The organism is Candidatus Hydrogenedentota bacterium, from assembly GCA_019695095.1.
In the GTDB taxonomy this organism is placed as follows: Bacteria; Hydrogenedentota; Hydrogenedentia; order Hydrogenedentales; family SLHB01; genus JAIBAQ01.
Genome location: JAIBAQ010000003.1, coordinates 19,661 through 42,238, shown reverse-complemented (window position 1 = coordinate 42,238; position 22,578 = coordinate 19,661). Strand labels below are relative to the sequence as shown.

Here is a 22,578-nt window from a genome sequence, read left to right as displayed (position 1 = left end):
GGCCGCCATGCGCGAGCAACTCATACGTCAAGTTCTGATCGCTTTTGCCGTAGTTTCCGGGAGCATCGCAGCGGCTCAGGAAGCTGCGCAATCCAAGGAGGCGCCTGTCGCGATGGAGGCCGGCCGGAATTTCGTCTACGTTTGCTCGGATGCCGGTGCTGGAGCGTATGAAGCCTTCCCCGATGTGTGCCGACTTCAAGATGGCAGGTTGATGAGCGTTTTTTACGCGGGCTGGACGCACGTGTCGCTGCCCGACGCGGAACACCCAAAAGGTGGTCGCGTGAGCATGTGTTTCTCATCCGATGAAGGCAAGACGTGGACGCCCGCGGAGACCTTGTTCGACGGTCCAGACGATGATCGAGATCCGTCAATCGTGCAACTCAGCGACGGAAGAATCTTGTGCAATTTCTTCACGCTCCGTCATAAGGGTGAAAAAGGTTACCGTGGAATTGGCAGTTGGATGGTGGAGTCGGCGGACAACGGGAAAACCTGGTCGGAAGCACGGCTCATCAGCTCCTACTACTGCAGTTCGCCCATTCGCGAGTTGAAGAATGGGGACCTTATTCTGGGGCTCTACGACGAGACGGGCGATGACGCCTTTGGCGCTGTCATCATCTCGAAGGACAAGGGAAAGACTTGGAGTCCGCCGGTGGACATCCCAAACGGGGGACTGCGTCTGGATGCGGAAACCGACGTCATCGAGTTGAAAGACGGAAGCCTCTATGCCGCGCAGCGCACATCTTCGGAGAGTATGCGGTATTCGATTTCCAAAGACGGCGGGCAAACGTGGAGCGTCTCGGAGCCAATGGGATACTCCGGACATTGCCCGTACCTGTACCGAACTCCAGACGACATCATTCTTTGTGCACACCGCCTGCCAAAGACAAGTCTTCACTTCTCTCTGGATGAGTGCAAAACGTGGAGCGATAACGTGGTGGTCGATGAAGAGCATCACGGGGCATATCCCAGCATGGTGGCATTGAAGGACGGCTCTATCCTGATTGTCTACTACGAAGAGGGAGAGGGTTCCAGCATCCGCGCGCGGAAGTTCAAGGCAACGAAACAAGGCATCGAATGGCTTACGTGGTAATGCCAGGCGCACGGGAAGGATTACAGGTATGGCCGAGCACCGGCGTAGAGTCATCAATGCAATGGCGCCCATTCGGGTATGCGATTTGGGCGGTTGGACGGATACGTGGTTTGCAGAAAAAGGGGCCGTGTTCAATATCGGCGTCTATCCGTACGCGGAAGTGCAGATCTATGTAACCGAAGACGGCAACCCCGAAAATCGCATCACAATAAACGCGGAGAACTTCGGTGACCGGTACACCATTGACCCGGCGCGAATTCGCTACGACCGTCATCCGCTGATTGAGGCATCCATCGATATCATGGAACTGCCGAAGTCCTTGAGTTTTGAAGTGAATCTATATAGCGCAGCACCCGCGGGCGCTTCGACAGGGACTTCGGCGGCGGTAACCGTGGCCTTACTTGGCGCGTTGGATCTTCTCACGCCGGGACAACGCACGCCGCACGAAATCGCCGCGCTCGCCCACAAAGTCGAAACACAGAAACTTGGATTGCAATGCGGCATTCAAGATCAGTTGTGCAGCGCGTACGGTGGCATCTGTTTCATCGAGATGTTTCAGTATCCGTACGCGTCGGTATCGCAGATCTCGGTACCGAATTCAGTATGGTGGGAGTTGGAGCGCCGCTTGGTTCTCGTGTTCTTGGGACACTCTCATTCTTCCAGCGACGTGCATGGCCAAGTCATTCAACGCTTGGATCAAGAAGGCGCCGACAAGTCCGCGCTCACTCCTCTGCGAGCGGCAGCGCACGCGGGCAAGGATGCGCTGTTCAAAGGGGACTTCGACGCTCTGGGGTCGTGCATGATCGCCAATACCAAAGCCCAGGCAGCCCTGCATCCCAAACTGGTGTCGGCGGATGCCGAAGCCGTCATCGATTTGGCCAGGCAGCATTCGGCCGTGGGTTGGAAAGTTAATGGCGCGGGCGGCGAAGGTGGAAGTCTGACTATCCTCTTTGGGGCGGAAGGCGAACGCAAGCGCTCGTTCATAGAGTCCCTGCCCACACTCGATCCCAAGTACCAAGTCATTCCCACCTACCTTTCTCGCATGGGATTGCGAAGGTGGGAAGTCGAGGAACGGTAACGGCAGACGACGCTACCGAGAACTCTACGTCCCACTGACTCGCACTGGTATCGGGGAGCACTTTACCCCAAACAGAATCATGCTGTTTTGCCGTAAGTCTCGTGAACACACTGGTTACGAGACAAGTCCGTATGTGTTCGCGAGAAATCCGGATAAGAACGTCACGGGCTGCATTCAATGAGTGGTTGCCGATGCGCCACTCCCCCAGTCTGAAAGTCGGTCAAGTTCCGCCGAAACTGCTGCCACCCAATTCGCGCTTGACTGCCTGAGAATGGCGCTAATATTGACAAATACACGTACTGCATAGAAGACTATGAGGTGAAGTTGCTGTAAGGTCGTCTAGATTCACGGCTCCTGGAATGCAGCACCAGGGTCGTTCCCCATGTGGTTCCGCTCCAGGAAGGACGAATGATCGTGCGTGCCGAACGAACTCCTTCACCCCCGACCCCCGCACAACGCGCCCTGCGAATCGCTCTGCTCTATGCGCTGGCAGCCAGCCTATGGATTGTCTTCTCGGATCGAATCCTCCTGGCGTGGGGAAACGACACTGAGTTTGTAGCGATGATGCAGACCGTTAAAGGCCTTGCTTTCGTCGTGTTTACATCGCTGCTGGTTTTGCTGATGGTCTACTGGGACACATCGTCGATGCAGCGGGCGCACGACAAGTTGTCACTGAGCGAACAGCGTTTCAGGACATGTGTCGATCAGTTCCCCTACGCGTTTCTAATGCTCGACGCAGAGCGACGAATCCAAGTCGTGAACGCCGTGGCACGTTCGGTGATAGGCAAGTCGGATTCGGCAATCCTTGGAAAACGAAGCGAAGATGTACTGAAACCGGAAGTGTCCGCCGCGGTGTCGCCTCTGCTCGAAGACACGTATGCGAGGCACACGCGGCAGCAAAAGGAATGCGTACTGATATTGGGCGGACAAGAGCACACCTATTTCTTCGATTGCGTTCCGGTGCTCGACGATAAAGGCGACGTTCTGCAAGTGCTCTGCGTGGGTAGAGATATGACTCAGCGGAAGAAGGCCGAAGTGGAACGCGCGATGCTCATAACGGCCATAGAAAATGCCGCGGAGGCCGTCTTCATGACGGACTTGGAGGGCAAGATCGAATATGCCAATCCTGCATTCTCTCAAATCACTGGATATGCGCCTGAAGAAGCCGTGGGGATGTCCACATCTCTGCTCAAGAGCGGCAAGCAGGACGAGCGCTTCTACGGCGCAATGTGGGAGTCCTTGAGGAAAGGCGACCTCTGGCATGGGCGTTTTGTGAACAAGCGAAAGGACAATTCGCTGTACGAATGGAATGCCACCATTTCGCCGGTGCGCGATTCCGAAGGCCGCTTGGCACACTTCGTTTCCGTGACGCGCGACGTGACGGCCGAGGTCGCGCTGGAACGTCAATTGCAGCAGGCGCAAAAGCTGGAAGCCATCGGAACCTTGGCGGGCGGGATCGCCCACGATTTCAACAATATCTTAGCCGCTGTCATGGGATATGCGGAGATGGCATTGCAGGAATTGGAGCCCAATATGGAGGCGTACGCAGACGTTAAGAAGGTGCTGCAGGCATCGTCACGCGCGACTGCCCTCGTACGGCAGCTATTAACGTTCAGCAGACAGATGGAAGAACGCCGTGTTCATGCACATATCGATGCCGTTGCGCACGAAGCGCTGACACTGCTACGCGCCCTAATCCCCGCGTCGGTCGAAATCAAGGAAGTGCTAGGTGGACAGGACGGGTACGTATTCGCGGACATCTCCCAGTTACAGCAGGTCATCGTCAATCTCTGCACGAACGCGTATCAGGCAATGGTAGACGGAAAAGGACAAATCGAATTGTCGACGCGGCTTATCACGGTCCAAGCGGGGTCGTCTCACGGAATCCCGGATCTTCAGGAAGGACAGCACGTGGTACTCGCAGTGAAAGACACGGGGATCGGTATAGACAGCAACAATCTTGAGCGTATTTTCGACCCGTTCTTTACGACGAAGGAAATGGGAAAAGGCTCCGGTTTAGGCCTCTCTACCGTACACGGAATTGTGCGCGCGCACGGCGGGATATTGAACGTAAAAAGCGAACTGGGCGTGGGATCTGTCTTCGAGGTTTGGCTACCGGCAGTCAAAGCGCCAGAAAACCTGGAGCATGCGCAGCAGCAACAACTTACAGGCAGAAGCGAATGCATACTGGTAGTGGATGACGAGGAAATCCTCGCCGAATTGTTGTGCCGGCAACTCGAGCGCTTTGGGTATCGGGTTGTCATGGCCACAGACAGCGAGGAAGCGCTGCGCCTGTTCCGAGAGAATCCCAGACGGTTCGATTTGCTGATAACCGACCAAAACATGCCACAGCTAACCGGCATGCAATTGTCCCAGGAGGTTCTGCGGCTGCGCAAGGGGCTGCCGATCATATTGGCAACGGGCTATAGCGTACCCCTGACAAGGGAGGAAGCAACAAGCCTGGGTATTCGGGCGTATCTAAACAAACCGATCGAGGCGTATCGCATGGCGCAAGTCGTTCGGCAGGTATTGGACGAGGCTTGCCGAGAGTCCGCCACGTAGGCTTTCTCATTGACCACGCGCAGGGGGTGCCCCGACAGGCAGTTCGATTGGGGAAATTGAAGTACTTCTTCATGCATACTGGTAGCGAGTTTGGAGCACATTTGACGAAAATTCGCGCAGGCGGATTCCTGCGCGCAACGATACTGCGGTAGTCCCCGTCTCCATGCGGCGGGAATCGCATTCGAGTGATTTGATTCGGTGTCGCGGTGACCGTAGCATCGGTCATTAGCTGGAGGATATTCGTGGAGATAATTGCATTGCCGATGACCCCGTTCATGACGAATTGTTATGTGGTTCGCCATGGAGGGGAAGCGTTGATTGTAGATCCCGGTGAGTTTCCGAGGGAACTTGCCGATGCCATCAAAGGATATACTGTACGAACCGTGGTCAACACCCATTGCCATTGCGACCATTGCGGTGGAAACGGTGAGGTTTTGGAGCAGACTGGCGCGGAACTGATTTGTCATGAGAACGAACTGCCGTTGCTGCGCGCTGTCCCTCAGCAAGGAATGATGTTCGGCGTTCCATTTCCGCCGTCGCCCGAGCCGAATCGTACAATTGATGAAGGTGATTCCGTTCGCGTAGGTGACATCGAACTCCAGGTTCGTTTCGCGCCGGGTCATTCGCCTGGTCACATTGTGCTTGTGGGAGACGGTTTTGTGCTCGCGGGAGATGTGCTGTTTGCCGGTTCCATAGGCCGCACAGACCTTCCCGGAGGGAGTCATCAACAGTTGCTGCAGTCCATTAGTGCGAAATTGCTGACGCTTCCAGATGAAACGGTGGTTTACAGCGGACACGGTCCTGCAACAACGATCGGAACCGAACGGCGAACCAACCCGTTTCTGGTGGGTCTATGACACTATTTGCCGCCCTTATGCTGATGCTAGGTGCGCCCTCGATTGAGGTGAGCTTAGCGCCCGATCAACCGATCCCCTTCGTTTATGTCGACGATCCGCTGATTCTCCAGATCAAGGCCAATGCAGAGTCCGACCTGAAGATCACCGGAAAGGTCACCTTCACCGGCACGGCTGGGCAGTCTGCTGTCGTTGACCTACCCGCCATCTCGTTACGCGCCCAGGGTACTCATTGGCATCAGGTCGAAGGGGCGCCGCCAGATAGAGGCCAATTTCAAACGCACGTCGCGCTGAACGTGAACGGTCAGGCTGCGGAATTCGACTTGGCCTATTGCCGTATCGACAGACCCAACGCAAAACTCGTTGCGCCGCTTGGCGTTCATCTTCAGCAGCCAGACGATAAGGCGTTGGTGGCTTTCCAGGGTATACCCGCGCGGCAAGTCTGCATGAACGCAGATATCGAGCACATCGAAGAAGCGGTCGAACGTGCCGTAAAGAGCGGATGTCTCGTATCCCTGCTGGTGGACGCGAGCAAGCTGCCCAATGCCCCCGAACGTTGCGAGGTCCTGGCGCGCACGCTGCTCGACAAGGTAGCTGCGTGGATCGTGACCGTACCGGAGGCCAGTGTGGCGTTCGATGCTATCGCCGAGGCAGTCCGAAAAGGCGGTTCGCGTGCGGCCATTATGCCCATGGTGTCTAATGAGCAGGAAATTGCCACGCTGCTGGCAAACGGCGCTGGCCGGTTTGCCTCGTCGGTTGTTCTGCGTAACGACATGCTGCAGTGCGATTCGCTCGGCGGCTTGCGCGCCGCATCGGAGTCGCTCGGATACGAAGGATTCGGCACCAACGTTATGGGTATCGGCGCCGATCCGCTTTCGACGGATGCAGGATTGGCGTTGGTGCAAAACTGCACTCGCAACCTGGCCGGAGGCGCGCGCCTATGCCTCTTGGAGCCTGGACTGCTGTTCTCCGAAGGAAAATTCCAGGACGGTTACGTGTACACGACCGCGCTTGTGAACCGGCTCGGAGCCGCACAATATGTGGGTCCTCTGGAGATGCCGAAGGACATTGACGCGTATATCTTTCGCGTGGGCAATACCTGGACGTTGCTGCTTTGGGCAAACAAAGACGAGCAAGACGTCTCCATTGGCGTGGGCGATGCAACGCAACTCGTCTGCTCTAACGCTGTGAATAACCCCATATCCGTCCCCGAAGGCAAGGACGGAGACCTGTCGTTGCACGTGACGCATCAACCGATGTATCTGAGCGGTTCGGGCGGAGATCTGCTTACGAAGGCGGCGCGCAACATGGCGCGACGTGAGGCGCAAGCGTTTGTGGGCACGAAAGCGTTCCAGGAAGGTTTGCCGCCGGAACTCATGGCGATCATGAAGTCGATCGCGGACATCAAGGGTGGAAAACCGGACCGCTTGAACTTCTTTGCGATACTGAGGCTCTTCCCAGTTTTGGAGCAGAAATGGCACGAGGGCCAAATGGGAAAAGAAGTCGCAGTGCCGGCAATGGCTTCGATGTCGCGTCTTGTGCGTACGCTTTGTGTGTTGGAACAGGAAGCGGGCGAACCGTTTCTCGAAGTGCTCCAGGCCACGCTGGATCGATGCGGCGAGTACCAGTCGCAGTACTTGACCGGCTCCGGCGGAACGAACAATACGCACGAACGCGCGGATTGGCTGCTCGCCGAAGTCGGTCGTCTGATGTCGGAATCGAAGAGTCTGGTCGAGCAAGGACGCGAGATTGAAGCCACGGGGGTAGCTTCATTGGCGGAGTGGCGCGCGCGTTCCCTGGAATTCGCCGCCAAAGCCGCTCCTCTCAGTCCTGTCCACGAACAGCAGTAGCGGCGGAATACAGGGACTGACACAAGCGCAGCGAAGCGGAGACGTGTCTGTCCCTGCTTTCCGCAGATGCCATCAGCATGATTCACTTCACTCGCGACAGCCATTCTTGCCCGAGAATTGGGTAGAATACTCTCGCATCGCAAGTTTCATCGTTTTTCCGCTCACCAGCATGGGGGTTCGATATGAAGAAGATTGGGGTTCTGACAAGTGGGGGCGATTCGCCGGGTATGAATGCCGCGATTCGCGCCGTCGTCCGCGCGGGTTCCTATCACGGACTCGAAGTCTGGGGGATATACCGTGGCTATCAAGGGCTGATCGACGACCAGGTCAGAGTGCTGGGACCGCGCGACGTGAGCGGTATTATCAATCGCGGCGGCACCATCATTCACACCGCGCGCTGCAAACCCTTCTTCGAAGCGGAAGGACGCACCAAGGCCGCCGAAACGTTGCGCAAGCATGGTATCGAGGGGCTCGTTGTCGTTGGTGGCGACGGATCGTACCGTGGTGCGCTGGCGCTGCATTCGGAACACGGCATTCGATGCATTGGCCTGCCCGGCACCATCGACAACGACATCGGCGGAACGGACTACACCATCGGCTACGACACGGCGCTGAATACCGCGATGGATGCTATTGACCGGTTACGAGATACGGCCATGTCACACGACCGCATCTTCTACGTGGAAGTCATGGGCCGCCGAAGCGGATATCTCGCCATGATGAGCGGCATCGCTGGGGGCGCGGAGGAAATTCTCGTGCCCGAAAGCCCGACAGAAGTTGAGCGGATCGTGGAACATCTTCGTGTGGGTCAAGCTGCCGGGAAACGTTCGGCTATCATAGTTGTTGCAGAGGGTGATGAGGCCGGTGGCGCATTCGATACCGCAAAGAAGATCGCCGACATCAGTGAATTCAAAGACTTTCGCGTGACCGTAATCGGTCACTTGCAGCGCGGCGGAACGCCGTCGGCGTTTGACCGATTGCTGGCTAGCAGGATGGGCGTGCGCGCCGTGGAAGCGCTGCTCGAAGGCGAGACCGGCAAGATGGTGGCGATCAACGCAAACAACATCCTGTTGCGACCGCTCTCCGAAACCTGGGAATGCCGGACGCAGTTCGATCCGGGCTTCGATCGCATCGCACGAATTCTCGCGAGTTAACGGTCCAATCCGTTCAGACTCCAAGTCAGATCCCTCGCTTCGCTCCTACGATACGCGGCTCTGTTCTTGCCGTGTTTATTCCTAGGAGGCACAACGCGCGTTCAGCATTGTGGTGAAAGGCCCCAGAGTAACAGCTTCATCACGACGCCGCGCCGAGCCTTCTTTGGTTTGTCATGCTGAGCGAAGCGAAGCATCGGGCTTCAAAATCCGCTTCCCGAGTAGCCACCCGATCGCCAAGCTCGGTATAACGTAATCCGTGAAACACGGGTGACACACGACACGGGCATGATTGCCACTCTCCATTCGTGTAATTCGTGTGATTGGTGGTTTACCTCCTCCGTGCCGAATAGCTGCTCTGAAGCAGCGCCAGGCAAACATCTGCCTTAAACCCCACACACCGCCCCATGCCGAACGCGCGAACAGGTGTATCGGGATCTTGATCGGTGAAATTCTCGCTACCAGGATTCGTAAACGTGCACGCGTGGCGTGACTCGGCCCTTTTCAATAAGGCAGGGCCAATAGCCAAACACTGGGCTGACTCGCGGGCGACCCGCGGAGAATCCGGTGACTCCTTGCGCGCCGCTGGTGACAAGCGGCGCCAATTCTTTGGAGAAACGTTCGACGGCTTCTTTGCGTGGATCGGCCACGCTGATGCGAAGGACGGTTTCCAGCAATTCAGGCTCGGGGAACAAACCAGGTCCACAAGCCCCCGTGCCGAGGCATTCGACGTTTGTGCGTTCCAGTTCGAATCCGGCGCGGCGCACACGGTCGATCACAATCTCGCCGCAACGCTTAGCCTTCTTCACTGCATTGCGCCCGAAGACCGTCAGCATGCCCTGCGCCCAATAGCCGTCCCGATACGTCGCGCTAACCTTATAATACGGCGTTGGCGCGCTGCCCTTTGCTCCCTCAACGCGAACGCGGTCATTACCCTCGTCACGTAGCGATAACCCCATGAACGATACGCGGGCGTCGGGACTGAGGTAATCGGCGGGGTCTCCGATCTCGTAGAAGAGCTGCTCTTTGACCGTTTCTTCCGTAACCCATCCCCCGCTACCAACGGGCTTCGTCACGACACAGGAACCATCCGGGGCCATCTCAACAAACGGAAACCCAATCGTCTCTGGATTAGGCACGTCGAGCCAGTTCGTCGATATGCCCCCCGTGACTTGCGCGCCACATTCGATGATGTGCCCTGCAATCAACGCACCGGCAATTTTGTCGTGGTCTTCCCACGACCAACCATAGTGATACGCGCAAGGACCTACAACGAGACTCGGATCGGCCACGCGGCCGGTAATGACGATATCCGCACCCAACACAAGCGCGTCTGCAACGGGCTTCGCGCCTAAGTAGGCATTTGCCGTTACGAGTCTTTCTTTCACCGACGAGATAGGATCTCCGTTTTCCAAGTTCTTAAGAAGTTCTTCGCCGCCGTCCGCCGCCTTTATCAGCGGAAGGACATCGTCCCCCGCGACAATGGCTACCTTCAAATGACTGCACCCCGCATCGCGCAACGCAGCGGCGCACGCCTTCGCGCACCCCTCCGGATTGAGCCCACCCGCATTCGTAACGACCTTACACTTCGATCCGCCGCGCCACGCGGGCGAGAGCGACCTCACGACCTCTACAAAATCGCGCGCATAGCCGAGCGAGGGGTCCTTCTGCTGCTGCACGGCCATGATCGACAGCGACACTTCCGCGAGATAATCCAGCGTCAGGTAATCGAGATCCGGTTGTTGCGCCAACAACGTCGCCGGGGCATCCATGCTGTCGCCCCAGAATCCCTGCGCGTTGCCGATTCGCAGTGCATCGTTACTCATTGGAGCCCCTGATTAATTCCAAATTTGTATCATCACGTCTGCAACACCCCCGTGTGATACCGCGCAGGAGGCGGAGTCCTCTTCGCCAGGCTTAGCGCGGTAATCAGCACGCTTCGCGTGGTGTGAGGAGCGATGATAGCGTCGATCCAGCCGCGCGCGGCGCCGTATCGAATGTCCGTCTTGTGTTCGTAGTCCTTCTTCACAATCTCGCGCAGCCGATTCATGTCTTCGGTATCGAATTCCTTGCCATCGCGTTCTGCGCTTTTCTTCATGATGTCGAAGAGCGTCCCGGAGGCCTGGTCTGCGCCCATCACCGCGTAGCGGGCGCAGGGCCACGCAAAAATGAAGCGAGGGTCGTAGGCCTTGCCGCACATCGCATAGTTACCCGCGCCAAATGAACCGCCGACCACTACGGTAATCTTGGGCACCACGGAATTGCTCATCGCATTGACGAGTTTGGCGCCGCTTCTGATAATGCCGGATTGTTCGGCATCGCGGCCAACCATGAAGCCGAAAACATCCTGAATGAAGACCAGCGGGATGCCGGTCTGGTTGCAGTCCATGACGAATCGCGCGGCTTTGTCGGCGCTGTGAGCGTAGAGCACGCCGCCAATCTGCAAACCCTCTTTCACTGACTGCACGCGCTGACGCTGATTCGCCACGATGCCTACGGCAATGCCCCCAATCTTCGCATAAGTTGTGATAAGTGTTTGGCCGTAGTCCGCCTTGAATTCCTGCATGGAACCCGCATCTACAATGGTTTCAAGCAGCGCGTGCGTATCGTATTCCTTGCGTCCGTCCGCGCTCACGAGGGCGTAGACAGATTCGGGATCCTTGGCGGGACGCGTCGACAGATCGCCGTCCAAGGATTCATTCCATTTCTCTCCGGGCAGCAACTCGATCAGGGAACGGATACGATCAAGACATGCTTCGTCTGTAGGCTCGCGGAAATCAATCGTCCCACTGATCGCCGCGTGCATACTCGCGCCGCCAAGCTCTTCCGGATCGACGACTTGCCCGATCGCAGCCTTCACCAAAGAGGGTCCAGCAAGATAAAGCCCGCTGCCCTCGGTCATGAGTAGTTTGTCGCAGAGCACGGGCAAGTACGCGCCGCCCGCAATGCAGTTCCCCATGATCGCCGCGAGTTGCGGCACACCCGCCGCCGAAATGACCGCATTGTTGCGGAAGATGCGCCCGAAATCGTCTTCATCGGGAAAGATCTCGTCCTGCAACGGCAGGTAGACCCCCGCGGAATCGACAAGGTAGATGGTGGGCAGCGCGCACTCAAAGGCGATGCGTTGCGCGCGAAGCAGTTTCTTGCAGGTTTGAGGAAAGAAGGCGCCCGCTTTCACGGTGGCATCGTTGGCAACAATCATGCACGGTTTGCCGTGCACAGAACCGATGCCGGTAACGGCACCCGCGGCGGGCACATCGCCAACCATCGGATACATCTCGTAAGCGGCCCACAGATTGAGCTCGAAGAACTGTTCCGGCGAGTCAAGCAGCGCCGCGATGCGCTCCCGCGCCGTAAGACGGCCGAGTCGTTTCTGGCGCTCGCGTCCTGCTTGGCCACCGCCTTCGCGTAACACCGCTTCTTGCGCGAGGATGTCCTCCGTGAGCGCCCGCAACGGAGCCGGAGCTGGAGGAGGTATGTCTGCCATCAAGACGCCATATCCATGCTAAGACCTCAGCGTTATCGCGACCAAGACACACAGCACAAGAAAACTCTTGCAGACACTTCACCTGACTAGCGTTTGCGGTTCGTCAACCGCGATAACCCGTCAGGCGATCCGATATCCCGTAGATTTCTGCGTCATTGTTCTTGAAAAGCGCATCCAGCGAACGGTCTATCGTCTCGAATGCCATCGTGCAATACAGCTTCCCAACCGCCAGATCGTTGGCTATTGCGTCTGACTTTCCGTCCGCGTTGGCGAGCAAGCCATCGAGTTTGCTGATGACCGCAGTCACCGTGTAGAGCGCGATGACCGCGTTCGTCAGGCGATCGAGCAGCATCTGCTGCTCGACGATGTTCTCGCGATGCCGAATGACCGCGCGCTGCACCGAGAAACCGAATCGCCGTACGGCCTCGCCCAGTTTCTTGGCTTCGTCCTGCAGTTGGTACGCGCGCACGGGAATCGCGGGTGTCTTCATGGCTCGCTCAAGCGCCGTCTTGCCAATGCCAAACGCTTTCCCCAGCGCGCGCAAGGGCGACGTGACCGAATCGGCGACGTCCTTCAGTTGCATGCCCACGTCGCGCATACCGACGATGGCGATGAACGCGCGGAGCACTTCGTTGGAACCTTCGCCGATAGTATTGAGGCGCGCATCGCGCATCATGCGTTCATAGGGTTCATCGGTGAAGAAAGATCGGCCACCCAGAATCTGCATCGTGTCATAGCAGATCTTCCACTGGCAGTCGCTTGCGAAGACCTTGATGATGGCCGTTTCCAGCATGAAGTCTTCTTCGCCGCGGTCAAGCAAACCGGCGGTCAAGTACGTGGCCGCATCCATGGCATACACCAGGGCGGCCATCTTCGCGAGCTTCTCCTTCACCAGTCCGAACGACGCCAACGGTCGCTGAAACTGATGGCGTTCCATTGCGTGCTTCGTGGCGCGTTCCACCATTTCCTTGCAGTTGCCGGTGCATCCCGCACCGAATGTCGTGCGCCCAAAGTCGAGCACGGTCAAGGCCATTTTCAAACCCGCACCGAGCTTGCCCAGAATATTCTCCGCTGGCACCACCAGATTCTCGAAGGAAAGCTTGGCCGTCTTCGTGCCGCGCATTCCCACCTTCTCGAGAGCAACGTCCGTGACAACGAAACCGGGCATGTCCGGGGTGACCAGAAACGCGGTCACCTTGTCTTGAGGACCGTTCTTGGTCTCGACGGTAGTCTGCGCCATCACCGTCAGTATGTCCGCGATTCCCCCGTTCGTGATCCATTGCTTCTTTCCGTTGATCACGTACGCGTTTCGCGCGGGATCATAGACGGCGCGCGTCTCGACGCCAGCCGCGTCGGAACCAGCGTTGGGTTCGGTCAGCGCGAAAGCCGCAAGCGCCTCGCCCCGCGCAAGCGGCGGCAGCCAACGTTCACGCTGCTCCTTCGTGCCGAAGAGCAGCAATGCCTTGAGACCGATGCTCTGGTGCGCGTTAACGAAAAGGGCCGTCGATCCACAGCGCCGCGCAATTTCTTCGACCAACCGGCAGTAGCCAAACTGCGTGAGCCCAAGCCCACCGTATTCATCGGAAATCGTGCAACCCAGAACGCCCAACTTACCCAACCCGGCAATAACGTCTTCCGGGATATTCTCGTTGCGGTCAATGGCCACCGGATCGAGGTGTTCGTCCGCCCACGCATTCAGCTCCCGGACAAGCCTATCCACTCGCGATCTTTCCTCGTCGCCTACGTTTGGATAGGGAAGAACGCGTTCCGCATCGAACAGGCCAAAAAAGAGAGCCTTCACGAAACTAGGTAACCGTTTGCCGGAGAAGAGCAACTCCTCGGCCATGCGCATTTGCTGTTCGTTAAGAGTCGCGATGTCGGTCATAGTCGCCTCCGCACCTGCGTTGCAGAAACGGGGAAAGGGTTACCTACCGGCAGTTAGGAATTCGTGACGTCGACAGATCCTTGCCCGATCTCCAGCGTAACGCGTTATTGTCGCACTGGTTCAGAAAACAAGTCAATACGCCTGGAAGACTTCTCGCAGGGACGACAGGTGGAGTTCTCGCTCATCACAGCAAAAACTAAAATGCATGCATCATGTAACCGTGCCCGGTTCACAACGTCCTCGCGGGGCTACGAATCCGCAAGCACTTCGCGTACTTTGGCAGCAAGACCTTGAACCGAGAAGGGCTTCTGAATGAAGGCCGTGCCGCCTTCGAGAATGCCGTGCTGCGCGATGACGTTGCCCGTATAGCCAGACATGAATAGGACCTTGATCCCAGGACAGAGTCTTGATGCCTCTCGGTAGAGTTGTTGACCGTTCATGCCAGGCATGACGACATCTGTGACGATCAACCGGACTGACTCGGAATTCCGCCCCAGTAGAGTCAGCGCTTCCGGCCCCCCGTTCGCTGCGAGTACCGTGTAACCTTGCCGTTCCAGTACCGCGGTGGCGAGATCCCGGACCATCTGATTGTCTTCTACAAGAATGACGGTCTCGGAGCCTCGCAGTTCCTTCAGTGCAGGCCCTTTGTTTGCTGCTGGAGTGGACTGAAGCGAAGACGCGGGTAGGTAGACCTTGAACGTCGTTCCTTTACCGAGTTCGCTGTATACCCAGATCAACCCGCCATGTTGCTTCACGATTCCATAGACGGTAGCCAGGCCCATTCCCGTACCCATCTCGCCTTTTGTCGAGAAGAAAGGCTCGAAAATCTGCCTCCGGGTCTCCTCACTCATTCCATAACCCGTGTCACTGACGATAAGCGCCCCATAGGATCCCGTGATGGCAACGGGGTGATTCTCACGATATGTCTCATCCAGTTCAGCCTGAGACACCTCAATGTTGAGCGTTCCGCCGTCGGGCATCGCATCCTGGGCGTTTATGGCCAGGTTCATGAGAATCTGCTCGACCTGCCCCGTGTCCGCCAGAATCGTACATGGCTTCGGATGGAGCGTAATCCGCAGCGAAACGCTCTCCTGCAAAGTCCTCCGAAGCAACTTCTCCATCCCTGCAATAATGACATTCAGATCGACGGGCCTGATTTGAAGCGTCTGCCTGCGGCCGAACGCCAGGAGTTGGCGCGTCAGCTCCTGAGCGCGTTCCGCGGCTAGCTTGATTTCGAGTAATTGCTCCCGTTGCCTTTCAGGACTATTCCCCTCGGATATCAGCATCTCCGCATACCCAAGGATCGGTGTCAACATGTTGTTGAAATCGTGCGCAACCCCTGCGGCAAGCCGCCCCACCGATTCCACTCTTTGCGCCTGGCTCAACTGCTCCGAAATCTTCTGTTGCTCGGTAACATCCAATAAGATCCCGTTTAACACAACCGCGTCTTCGGATCGCGATGGACTGGCCATCCCTTTGATCCATTTCGTATTGCCGTCTTCCGCGTCCAACCGTCCGTCAAAATTCCAGTTCCGGAAAGCCGCTGCCGCATCGCGTAACGACTGGTCGAAGCGCTGCCGATCGCTTGCCGGGAGCTGCCCACGAAACTGCTCCAAGAAGGCAATGGGGTTGTCGGGAAGCCCCAAGACTTCCGAGCAACGTTCACTCACATAGGAAACGGCGATCGGTTCGTCGGGTGAGATCTTGAATTGGCAGACTACTCCCGGAATATGGGCCGCAATCCCGCGCAACTGCTCATTGCGCTGACGCAGCACTTCGTCTGTCTTGCGCCGCTCGGCTCGTATACGCGCTTCGCGCAACTCACGCCGAACAACTTCGGGAAGCCGCATCAGGCGGTCCTTCATCAGGTAATCGTGGCAGCCCGCCTTCATCATTTCGACCGCGGTCTCTTCGCCGATGGTTCCGGAGACGACAATGAAAGGAAGATCCAGGGTGCTGCGCTTAAGTACTTCCAGCGCCTGCTGCACCGTGATCTTTGGCAAGTGAAAGTCCGAAATCACTACGTCCCAGGGACGAGTCTGAAGCGCTGATCTCATATCCGAGGTCGTCTGAACGCGTTCCCAAGAAACATCAAACCCCTGACTTCGCAATTGCCGCATGATTAGCAGCGCATCGTCTTCGTTGTCTTCGACGATCAGTACACGCAAAGGCTCACTCATACTACCTCGAATCGGGGAAAGGCTCATTCACCACTAACCAGTATAACCCGAGCTGGCCGACCGCTCGAAAGAAGTCATCGAATTCCACCGGCTTACGGACATAACTATTGGCGCCGAGACTATAACTATCGACAATGTCCTCCTCTTCGCTTGACGACGTTAAGACAACCACGGGGATCATTCGTGTCCGCGCATTCGCGCGTATCTGACGGAGCACCTCAAGCCCATCCAATTTCGGCAGTTTGAGATCAAGCAACACAACACACGGCGTTGCGTGGTCCGGTGATTCTGAAAGTATGCGATCAACGGCGTCTTGCCCGTTTCTGCAGACCTCAATTCGATTGGCAATGTTGCTCCGTCGCAGTGCACGAATGGTAAGCGCTTCATCGTCAGGATTGTCTTCCACGAGTAGGATGACGCGTTCGGAGTTCATCGGTCTGTCGCTCCTATTTCAGTAACGAAGCTTCTTCCGCCAAGGTGAAATAGAACACGGCCCCTATACCGGGTGTACCTTCGGCCCACACCCGCCCACCGTGCCGGCGCACAATCCTCTGTACCGTTGCCAAACCAATACCCGTTCCGGGAAACTCATCGTTGTTGTGCAAACGCTGAAAGACTCCGAACAGTTTTTCCTTGTGGGCCATGTCGAATCCCGCACCGTTATCCCGGACGAAATAGGCAACGGTCCCATTGTCCGATAGTGCACCAAATTCGATGCGTGGGCTGGAACTGTTCCCTGTAAATTTCCACGCATTTCCAAGAAGATTCTCAAGGGCAATGCGTATTAACGCGGAATCCGCCGACGCAGTAATGTTGTCTTCCACGACGAAGTCGACGTTTCTATCCGGGTGAACTTCGCGAAGGTCAGCGACGATGCCTCGCGCCAGGCTGCTAAGGTCGATTCGGTCCACGTGCATCTCTGTGCGTGTCAGCCGCGACAATCGCAAGAGGTCCTCAATCAGCAACCCCATGCGTCTCGCGCCGCCGCGAATTCGGTGCAGATAGTCCCGGGCGGTGTCGTCAAGTCGAGACTCATACTCTTCTGTCAATGCCTGACTGAATCCATCGACAGCCCGCAGCGGCGCGCGAAGGTCGTGGGAAACCGTGTGCGCAAATGACTCAAGCTCCTTGTTCGCATTCTCCAGTTGTGCGGTGCGTTCCTGCACGCGCCGCTCCAAATCCACATTCAGTTCGCGTATGCGCTCTTCTGCGCGTATCCGCTCCAGAATTCCCCACATGCCTTCCATGATGAGCGTTAGCTGGGTAAGGTCTGTGTCGTCGTAGTCGCTCTCCTTATTGCCCACCCCGGCAAGAAGAACGATTCTCCCTCCGGCAAAAACGGGAACGTTCATGTGGCGTATGAGAGCAACGTGCCCATCCGGTGTCCCCTTCTTCCAGGGATTCTCGGCCGTATAATCATTGGTGATGATGGGCCTGCGCTGTCGAATCGCTTCTCCCCACAATCCTGTCTCTGCCACATAATAGTGAATGGGCTTATCAATAATGGCGCACTCCTTCATGGCCACTCGCGACCAGGAATGCATCGTCATTTCCGTCATGTCCTCACTGACAAAAGCCAAATAGCCGATCGAACTCTTGGTTAGGCGCACCGCCTCCTCCAAGGCAAAGTCGGTAATCTCTTGGAGCGAGGACCGATCCATTCTGTTCAGCGCGAGCAGTGCGGCGGAGCGCTGAGCGTCGAGCGCCACTTGCTCCTCCGCGCGCTTGCGCGCGGTAATATTGTGGACCGCCGCAAGGATGCACTCCGTCCCTACAATGCGCGATGCGCGCAGCGCGACTTCCTCGTCAATAATGCTTCCGTCACGTCTGCGGGCGCGCCATTCGAGACGTTGAGGACCTTCTTCAATGGTCCGGCGAAACCATTCCCTTGCATCTTTACCGGTGTACGGGGGCGCTCCCATCCCCATCTTGTCCAGATCGAACGAAAGCAACTCCGCACGAGAGTACCCAAGCATCTCGCACGCGCAGTTGTTCGCGTCGAGAACCTTGCCCGAACGATCGTGGATGAAGACCGCCACGTCGGTCGCATCGAAGATTTCACGGTAATTCTGCTCACTCTGCCTCAACTCGGCTTCCGTGCGCTTACGCTCCTCCACCTCCGCTTTCAACTCCGTGATCTGCCACCGCATCAATCGCCATACGAAAAACGAAACAACAGCCACCGTTACAGCCGAAAACAGCAGCAGGGCAATTTGCGCCATATGGACAAGCTTAAGATGTTCATTGTGCAAATCGGCTGCGCGTGCGTTTGTTGCTTCGTCGATCGCGTCCGCATACGCTCCGGCGCCCACCACCCAATTCCACTCCGGAACTAGCTTCACAAACGCGAGCTTGCGGTAGCCCACGTCAGTGGCCCGGCCTCCAGTTGCCTTTGGCCAGTAATATCCGACAACCCCTTCACGATGGGAAAGGCAGACCCGGTTAAATTCCGCGAAAATATCGAGCGGTTTCACGGCCGCGACACGCGGATCGGACCTGTCGACTATCTCGCCATTGAGATAGAACTTGGATACTCGTTCGAGGTCAATCAGGCCGGTGACCTCATGGCCTTCCAAATCCTTCAAAGGGTGCACAAGCATCCACGCTCTCCGCGGTTCCCCGGGATCAAGACGGTGCACCCAAAGGTAATTCCCATCGCCAAATCGAATCCGAGCGCACGCCTCTATCGCTGCCTGCTGTGCTGCCTCCACGGTGGGTGATGTGTTCATGATGTAATGGATTAGGTCGCACGCGATGTCGACCCTGCCGCGCATCTCAGCGACCATCTCGCTCTCTTGGGCCGTGCGCAGCCTAGCAAGCCTGTCCGTTGCATCCTGGCTCAGGACATGGAGTAGAAACCAAGCAAGAGCCAGATTGCCTAAAATCAGCGTCAGAACGACGCCGACTAGCGCCTGGATGCGTTGCTTCATTACTGCCCTTCTTCCAACGGCACCGACAACAGATTATTGTCCGGAGGATAAACAGTTGCCGATAGGATGCTAAATCTTCTCTCCGCGATGCAGGACATGAGGGCGCCCCTGTATGTGCGGACCCAAATATCACGTTTTATTATTATACATCCACCCTGCTCCCTAGGCTATATCTTTGTCTTCTGCTACTGGCCCCTGTCAGACCCTTTCAGATGAACTTGTCAAGTCATTTCTATTGGGGTACAATAAGGATAAGATTATTTATTGAATTTTCCGTAGGATTTACGTGGTCATTTGAAACGCAAAACAATATATAGGAGGCAATTATCTCGGTATACGCACTGGGCACAAGTAATAGATATTGGGCGGAGAGCGAACACAATATTCTGTTGCACTCCTCGCTGCAATTTGCTACACTTTCTATATATAGAAGCGGTCGCAGCAGCAACCGAGGTCCAGCCATGTATGCCTATGAAGAACTGCACACTGAGCGGCGACGCGAAATTGTTGGCATAGTTGTAATTTTAGCTACTATTATTATTTTCCTGGCCCTCGTCACCGACGGCTATGAAAGTGATGTGCGCCGCCCTATAGATGGCATGTCCGAAGTGCCTAATGTCCTGGGACCTGTGGGGGCCGCCCTTGCCGGGATACTCACCTTGGTCTTCGGGGGCGCGGCTCATGCCCTCTACGTCATTACAGGAGTCTGGGGCGGAATGCTTCTCGCTAACCGCCCGCTCGACCGACTGGGGATACGCGCCGTAGGAGCGTTGGTGCTTCTCGCGTCGGTCGCGGCCCTCTTGCACGTCGACATGTCCTTGGCGCACGAGGGTGACCCCGTCGGAGGTATGGTCGGGGCGTTTACCGGATCGCTGATCGATACCTACTTTGGCGTCATTGGCGCAAACATCATTGCCGGCATGCTGGCGGTCATAGGCCTGTTGCTCTCCACGGAATTCTTGTTCATCCGGCTCATCAACAATCTGCGCCTCTTTGTCGTCTGGTTCGTAAAATCCTCGCTTCGCTCGGTTATGCGCGTGGGTGATTGGTGGGCGGCTCGACGTGGGCATGTGGAAGAAGATCTGCGGGGAAGACCTCGTGTGCGCAAAGAACTGCCTGAGTCCGTTCCCGATATCGACGAACTCCTTGATGAGGAATTGGCGGCCACCGATGAGTGTCCGTTTGATTTGACCCCCGTGATCGCCACGTCAGGTTACGACGATGACGTGCCGGAACCTCCCCACATCGTGCGATTCAGGGGAGGCCGCTCGGTATTCGTTACGACGCCTTCCGCAGAAAGCGTATCGAACCACAAGGTTGCCGCTGAAGACGAGGACTTCATTTCGGATGAAGAAGAGGCGGTGGATGTCGCGAATGCCGACAAGCACTCCGGGATGGTAGCGGAAATTGAAGAGGAAGAAACGGTCTCTGTCGTTGAAGCACCGCCACCCATTCAGTTCACGGCCTTGAAGCCAAAGGGCCGCCAAGCGCCCATGCCGCGCCGCAAGATGGACGTTCAAGAAGAGTTGCCGCCGGACTACGTGTATCCCAAGAAATATACGCGGCCTCCCATTGATCTGTTCGATCCTGCCGCGCCACCGAAAATGGCGGACCGCACGCAGGAATTGGTGCGCACCAGCGCAATGCTTGAGGAATGTTTGCAGACTTTCGGCATTGAAGCCAAAGTCACGGATGTAACGCGCGGACCGACCATCACGCGTTTCGAACTTGAACCCGCGCCCGGAATCAAAGTGAGCCGTTTCCTGTCATTGGCGGACGATATTGCGTTGGCATTGAAAGCGCACCGCGTGCGCGTAGAAGCCCCAATCCCCGGTAAGGGCCGCGTAGGCATCGAAGTACCCAACAAGGACCGCGAACCGGTCGTTGTGCGCGAACTCCTTGAATCGCGAATCTTCACGCGAAGCAAAGGCGCATTGAACCTCGCGCTTGGGAAAGACATTGCAGGTGACGTAATGGTCGCGGACCTGGCCTCCATGCCTCACCTGCTCGTGGCAGGCGCGACCGGCGCAGGAAAGACCGTCTGCGTGAAGACCCTGCTTGCAAGCCTGCTCTACAGGCGCACACCCGACGAACTGCAGATGATGCTGATCGATCCCAAGATGGTGGAATTGTCGATCTTCAACGACATCCCACACTTGATCACGCCGGTCGTGACGGATCCGAAAAAAGCAGCCTCCGCATTGAACTGGCTCATCGTCGAGATGGAAGAACGCTACCGACTCTTCGCGCATCTGCGCGTGCGCAATATTGAAGTGTACAACCAGAGCGTCGAAAACGGCGAAATCGAAATGGTCGGAGGCGAGGGCCAAGAAGAAGAGAACGGCGAATCCGTGGCCGCTATCCGAAAACTCCCGTATATCGTGTGCGTTATCGACGAATTGGCCGATTTGATGATGCTGGCCCGTGCCGAAGTGGAAGACGCCATCGCCCGCCTGGCGCAATTGGCCCGAGCAGTGGGTATCCACCTCATTATCGCCACCCAACGCCCGTCCGTAGACGTGTTAACCGGGGTTATTAAGGCCAATTTCCCCTGCCGAGTCTCATTCCAGGTCTCCTCCCGGGTGGATTCCCGGTGCATTTTGGACGAAATCGGGGCCGAACGCTTGATCGGGAAGGGGGATATGTTGTACCTTCCCGCCGGGCAGTCTAAGCCCACCCGTATTCAGGGGGCATTCGTGTGCGACGATGAGATGAATCGCCTCATCGCGTACCTGAAGACCCAGGCTCCGCCGCAGTACCGCGACGAGATCGCCAACTTCGGGAAATCGAAAGAAAGCGTCGAAGACCTGGTGGACCAGGACGACGAACTGTTCGATGAAGCCATACGGGTTGTGTTGGAGACTGGACAGGCCTCAATTTCTATGGTGCAACGGCGCCTGAGAGTCGGGTATACTCGGGCAGCGCGGTTGATCGATATGATGGAACTGAAGGGGATCGTGGGGCCGCACAGCGGAAGCAAAGCTCGGGAAATCCTGGTGAGTGCTCCGCCAAGCGACGAGGTGGCTTAGCACTATGACGGTTAAGCAAGCATTCCCAGGTACAGACCTGCGACAAAGGCGGGAAGAACTCGGATTTACCGTCGATGATGTCTATCGCAAAATCCGCGTCTCTCCGACATTCATTCGCGCACTGGAAGCAGGCGATATGCAACAGATGCCTGCGCCGTGTTACGCCGTAGGTTTCCTGCGGACCTATTGTCAATTCCTTGAGCTCGATCCCGATCGGTACATCGATCTCTATCACGATGCCACCAAGCCTTCAGGCCGCTTCCTTCGACGCTCCGACACGAATCAGATCATGCTTCCTCCCTGGATGAACGAAGTCGTCACCTGGGCTGCCGTGTGCGGCATCATCATTCTGGGTTGGGTAACCTACGCCGTCGTGGTCCGCCCCGCCGCCGACCCCGGTGAGCAGCGCGTTCACGCAAGCACCACCGACGAAGATCTTGTTGTCCCATCCGCTCCTGTCGAATCGGCCCGCTAAGGGAAGG

At 56.9% G+C, this 22,578-nt stretch carries 14 protein-coding genes; 8 read left to right on the top strand and 6 right to left on the bottom strand.

Translation table 11 applies throughout. The features are described from left to right. Positions 1–7: 7 nt before the first annotated feature. The 6 genes from K1Y02_00980 to pfkA all read left to right on the top strand — a co-directional run bounded on the left by K1Y02_00980 (position 8) and on the right by pfkA (position 8,588). Positions 8–1,090, top strand: coding sequence for a glycoside hydrolase (locus tag K1Y02_00980; protein ID MBX7254902.1), 1,083 nt, complete (start codon positions 8–10; stop codon positions 1,088–1,090). A gap of 28 nt (positions 1,091–1,118) precedes the next feature. After that, positions 1,119–2,168 (top strand): GHMP kinase, encoded by a 1,050-nt coding sequence (locus tag K1Y02_00975; protein ID MBX7254901.1) that lies wholly within the window; start codon positions 1,119–1,121, stop codon positions 2,166–2,168. A gap of 408 nt (positions 2,169–2,576) precedes the next feature. Further along, positions 2,577–4,730 (top strand): PAS domain S-box protein, encoded by a 2,154-nt coding sequence (locus K1Y02_00970; GenBank protein ID MBX7254900.1) that lies wholly within the window; start codon positions 2,577–2,579, stop codon positions 4,728–4,730. A 263-nt stretch (positions 4,731–4,993) separates the two neighbouring features. Further along, the gene (locus K1Y02_00965; GenBank protein ID MBX7254899.1) at positions 4,994–5,587 is read left to right on the top strand and encodes an MBL fold metallo-hydrolase; all 594 of its coding nucleotides are present in this window, start codon (positions 4,994–4,996) and stop codon (positions 5,585–5,587) included. Continuing rightward, positions 5,584–7,434, top strand: a complete 1,851-nt coding sequence (locus tag K1Y02_00960; protein ID MBX7254898.1) for a hypothetical protein — start codon at positions 5,584–5,586, stop codon at positions 7,432–7,434. The genes K1Y02_00965 and K1Y02_00960 overlap by 4 nt, the downstream gene beginning before the upstream one ends. Positions 7,435–7,616: 182 nt before the next feature. Then, positions 7,617–8,588, top strand: a complete 972-nt coding sequence (gene pfkA / locus K1Y02_00955) for a 6-phosphofructokinase (protein MBX7254897.1) — start codon at positions 7,617–7,619, stop codon at positions 8,586–8,588. Positions 8,589–9,043: 455 nt separating this feature from the next. On the opposite strand, the gene K1Y02_00950 is transcribed toward pfkA, so the two are convergent. The 6 genes from K1Y02_00950 to K1Y02_00925 form a co-directional block, all read right to left on the bottom strand. After that, positions 9,044–10,411 carry a DUF1446 domain-containing protein gene (locus K1Y02_00950; protein MBX7254896.1) on the bottom strand — a complete coding sequence of 456 codons (1,368 nt, stop codon included), beginning with the start codon at positions 10,409–10,411 and terminating at the stop codon, positions 9,044–9,046. Positions 10,412–10,443: 32 nt separating this feature from the next. Then, positions 10,444–12,072, bottom strand: a complete 1,629-nt coding sequence (locus K1Y02_00945; protein ID MBX7254895.1) for an acyl-CoA carboxylase subunit beta — start codon at positions 12,070–12,072, stop codon at positions 10,444–10,446. A 103-nt stretch (positions 12,073–12,175) separates the two neighbouring features. After that, a complete protein-coding gene (locus tag K1Y02_00940; protein ID MBX7254894.1) occupies positions 12,176–13,957 on the bottom strand; it encodes an acyl-CoA dehydrogenase family protein in 1,782 nt (593 codons plus the stop codon). Positions 13,958–14,205: 248 nt separating this feature from the next. Continuing rightward, positions 14,206–16,137 carry a response regulator gene (locus tag K1Y02_00935; protein ID MBX7254893.1) on the bottom strand — a complete coding sequence of 644 codons (1,932 nt, stop codon included), beginning with the start codon at positions 16,135–16,137 and terminating at the stop codon, positions 14,206–14,208. Between the two features lies 1 nt (position 16,138). Further along, the gene (locus tag K1Y02_00930) at positions 16,139–16,570 is read right to left on the bottom strand and encodes a response regulator (GenBank protein MBX7254892.1); all 432 of its coding nucleotides are present in this window, start codon (positions 16,568–16,570) and stop codon (positions 16,139–16,141) included. Between the two features lie 13 nt (positions 16,571–16,583). Continuing rightward, entirely contained in the window at positions 16,584–19,067 is a 2,484-nt protein-coding gene (locus tag K1Y02_00925; protein ID MBX7254891.1) for a GAF domain-containing protein, read from the bottom strand. 920 nt (positions 19,068–19,987) lie between these two features. Here K1Y02_00925 and K1Y02_00920 point away from each other — a divergent pair. Both K1Y02_00920 and K1Y02_00915 read left to right on the top strand, forming a co-directional pair. Then, complete coding sequence (locus K1Y02_00920) at positions 19,988–22,096, top strand: DNA translocase FtsK (GenBank protein MBX7254890.1); 2,109 nt, start codon at positions 19,988–19,990, stop codon at positions 22,094–22,096. A 4-nt stretch (positions 22,097–22,100) separates the two neighbouring features. After that, entirely contained in the window at positions 22,101–22,571 is a 471-nt protein-coding gene (locus K1Y02_00915; protein ID MBX7254889.1) for a helix-turn-helix domain-containing protein, read from the top strand. Positions 22,572–22,578: the final 7 nt, after the last annotated feature.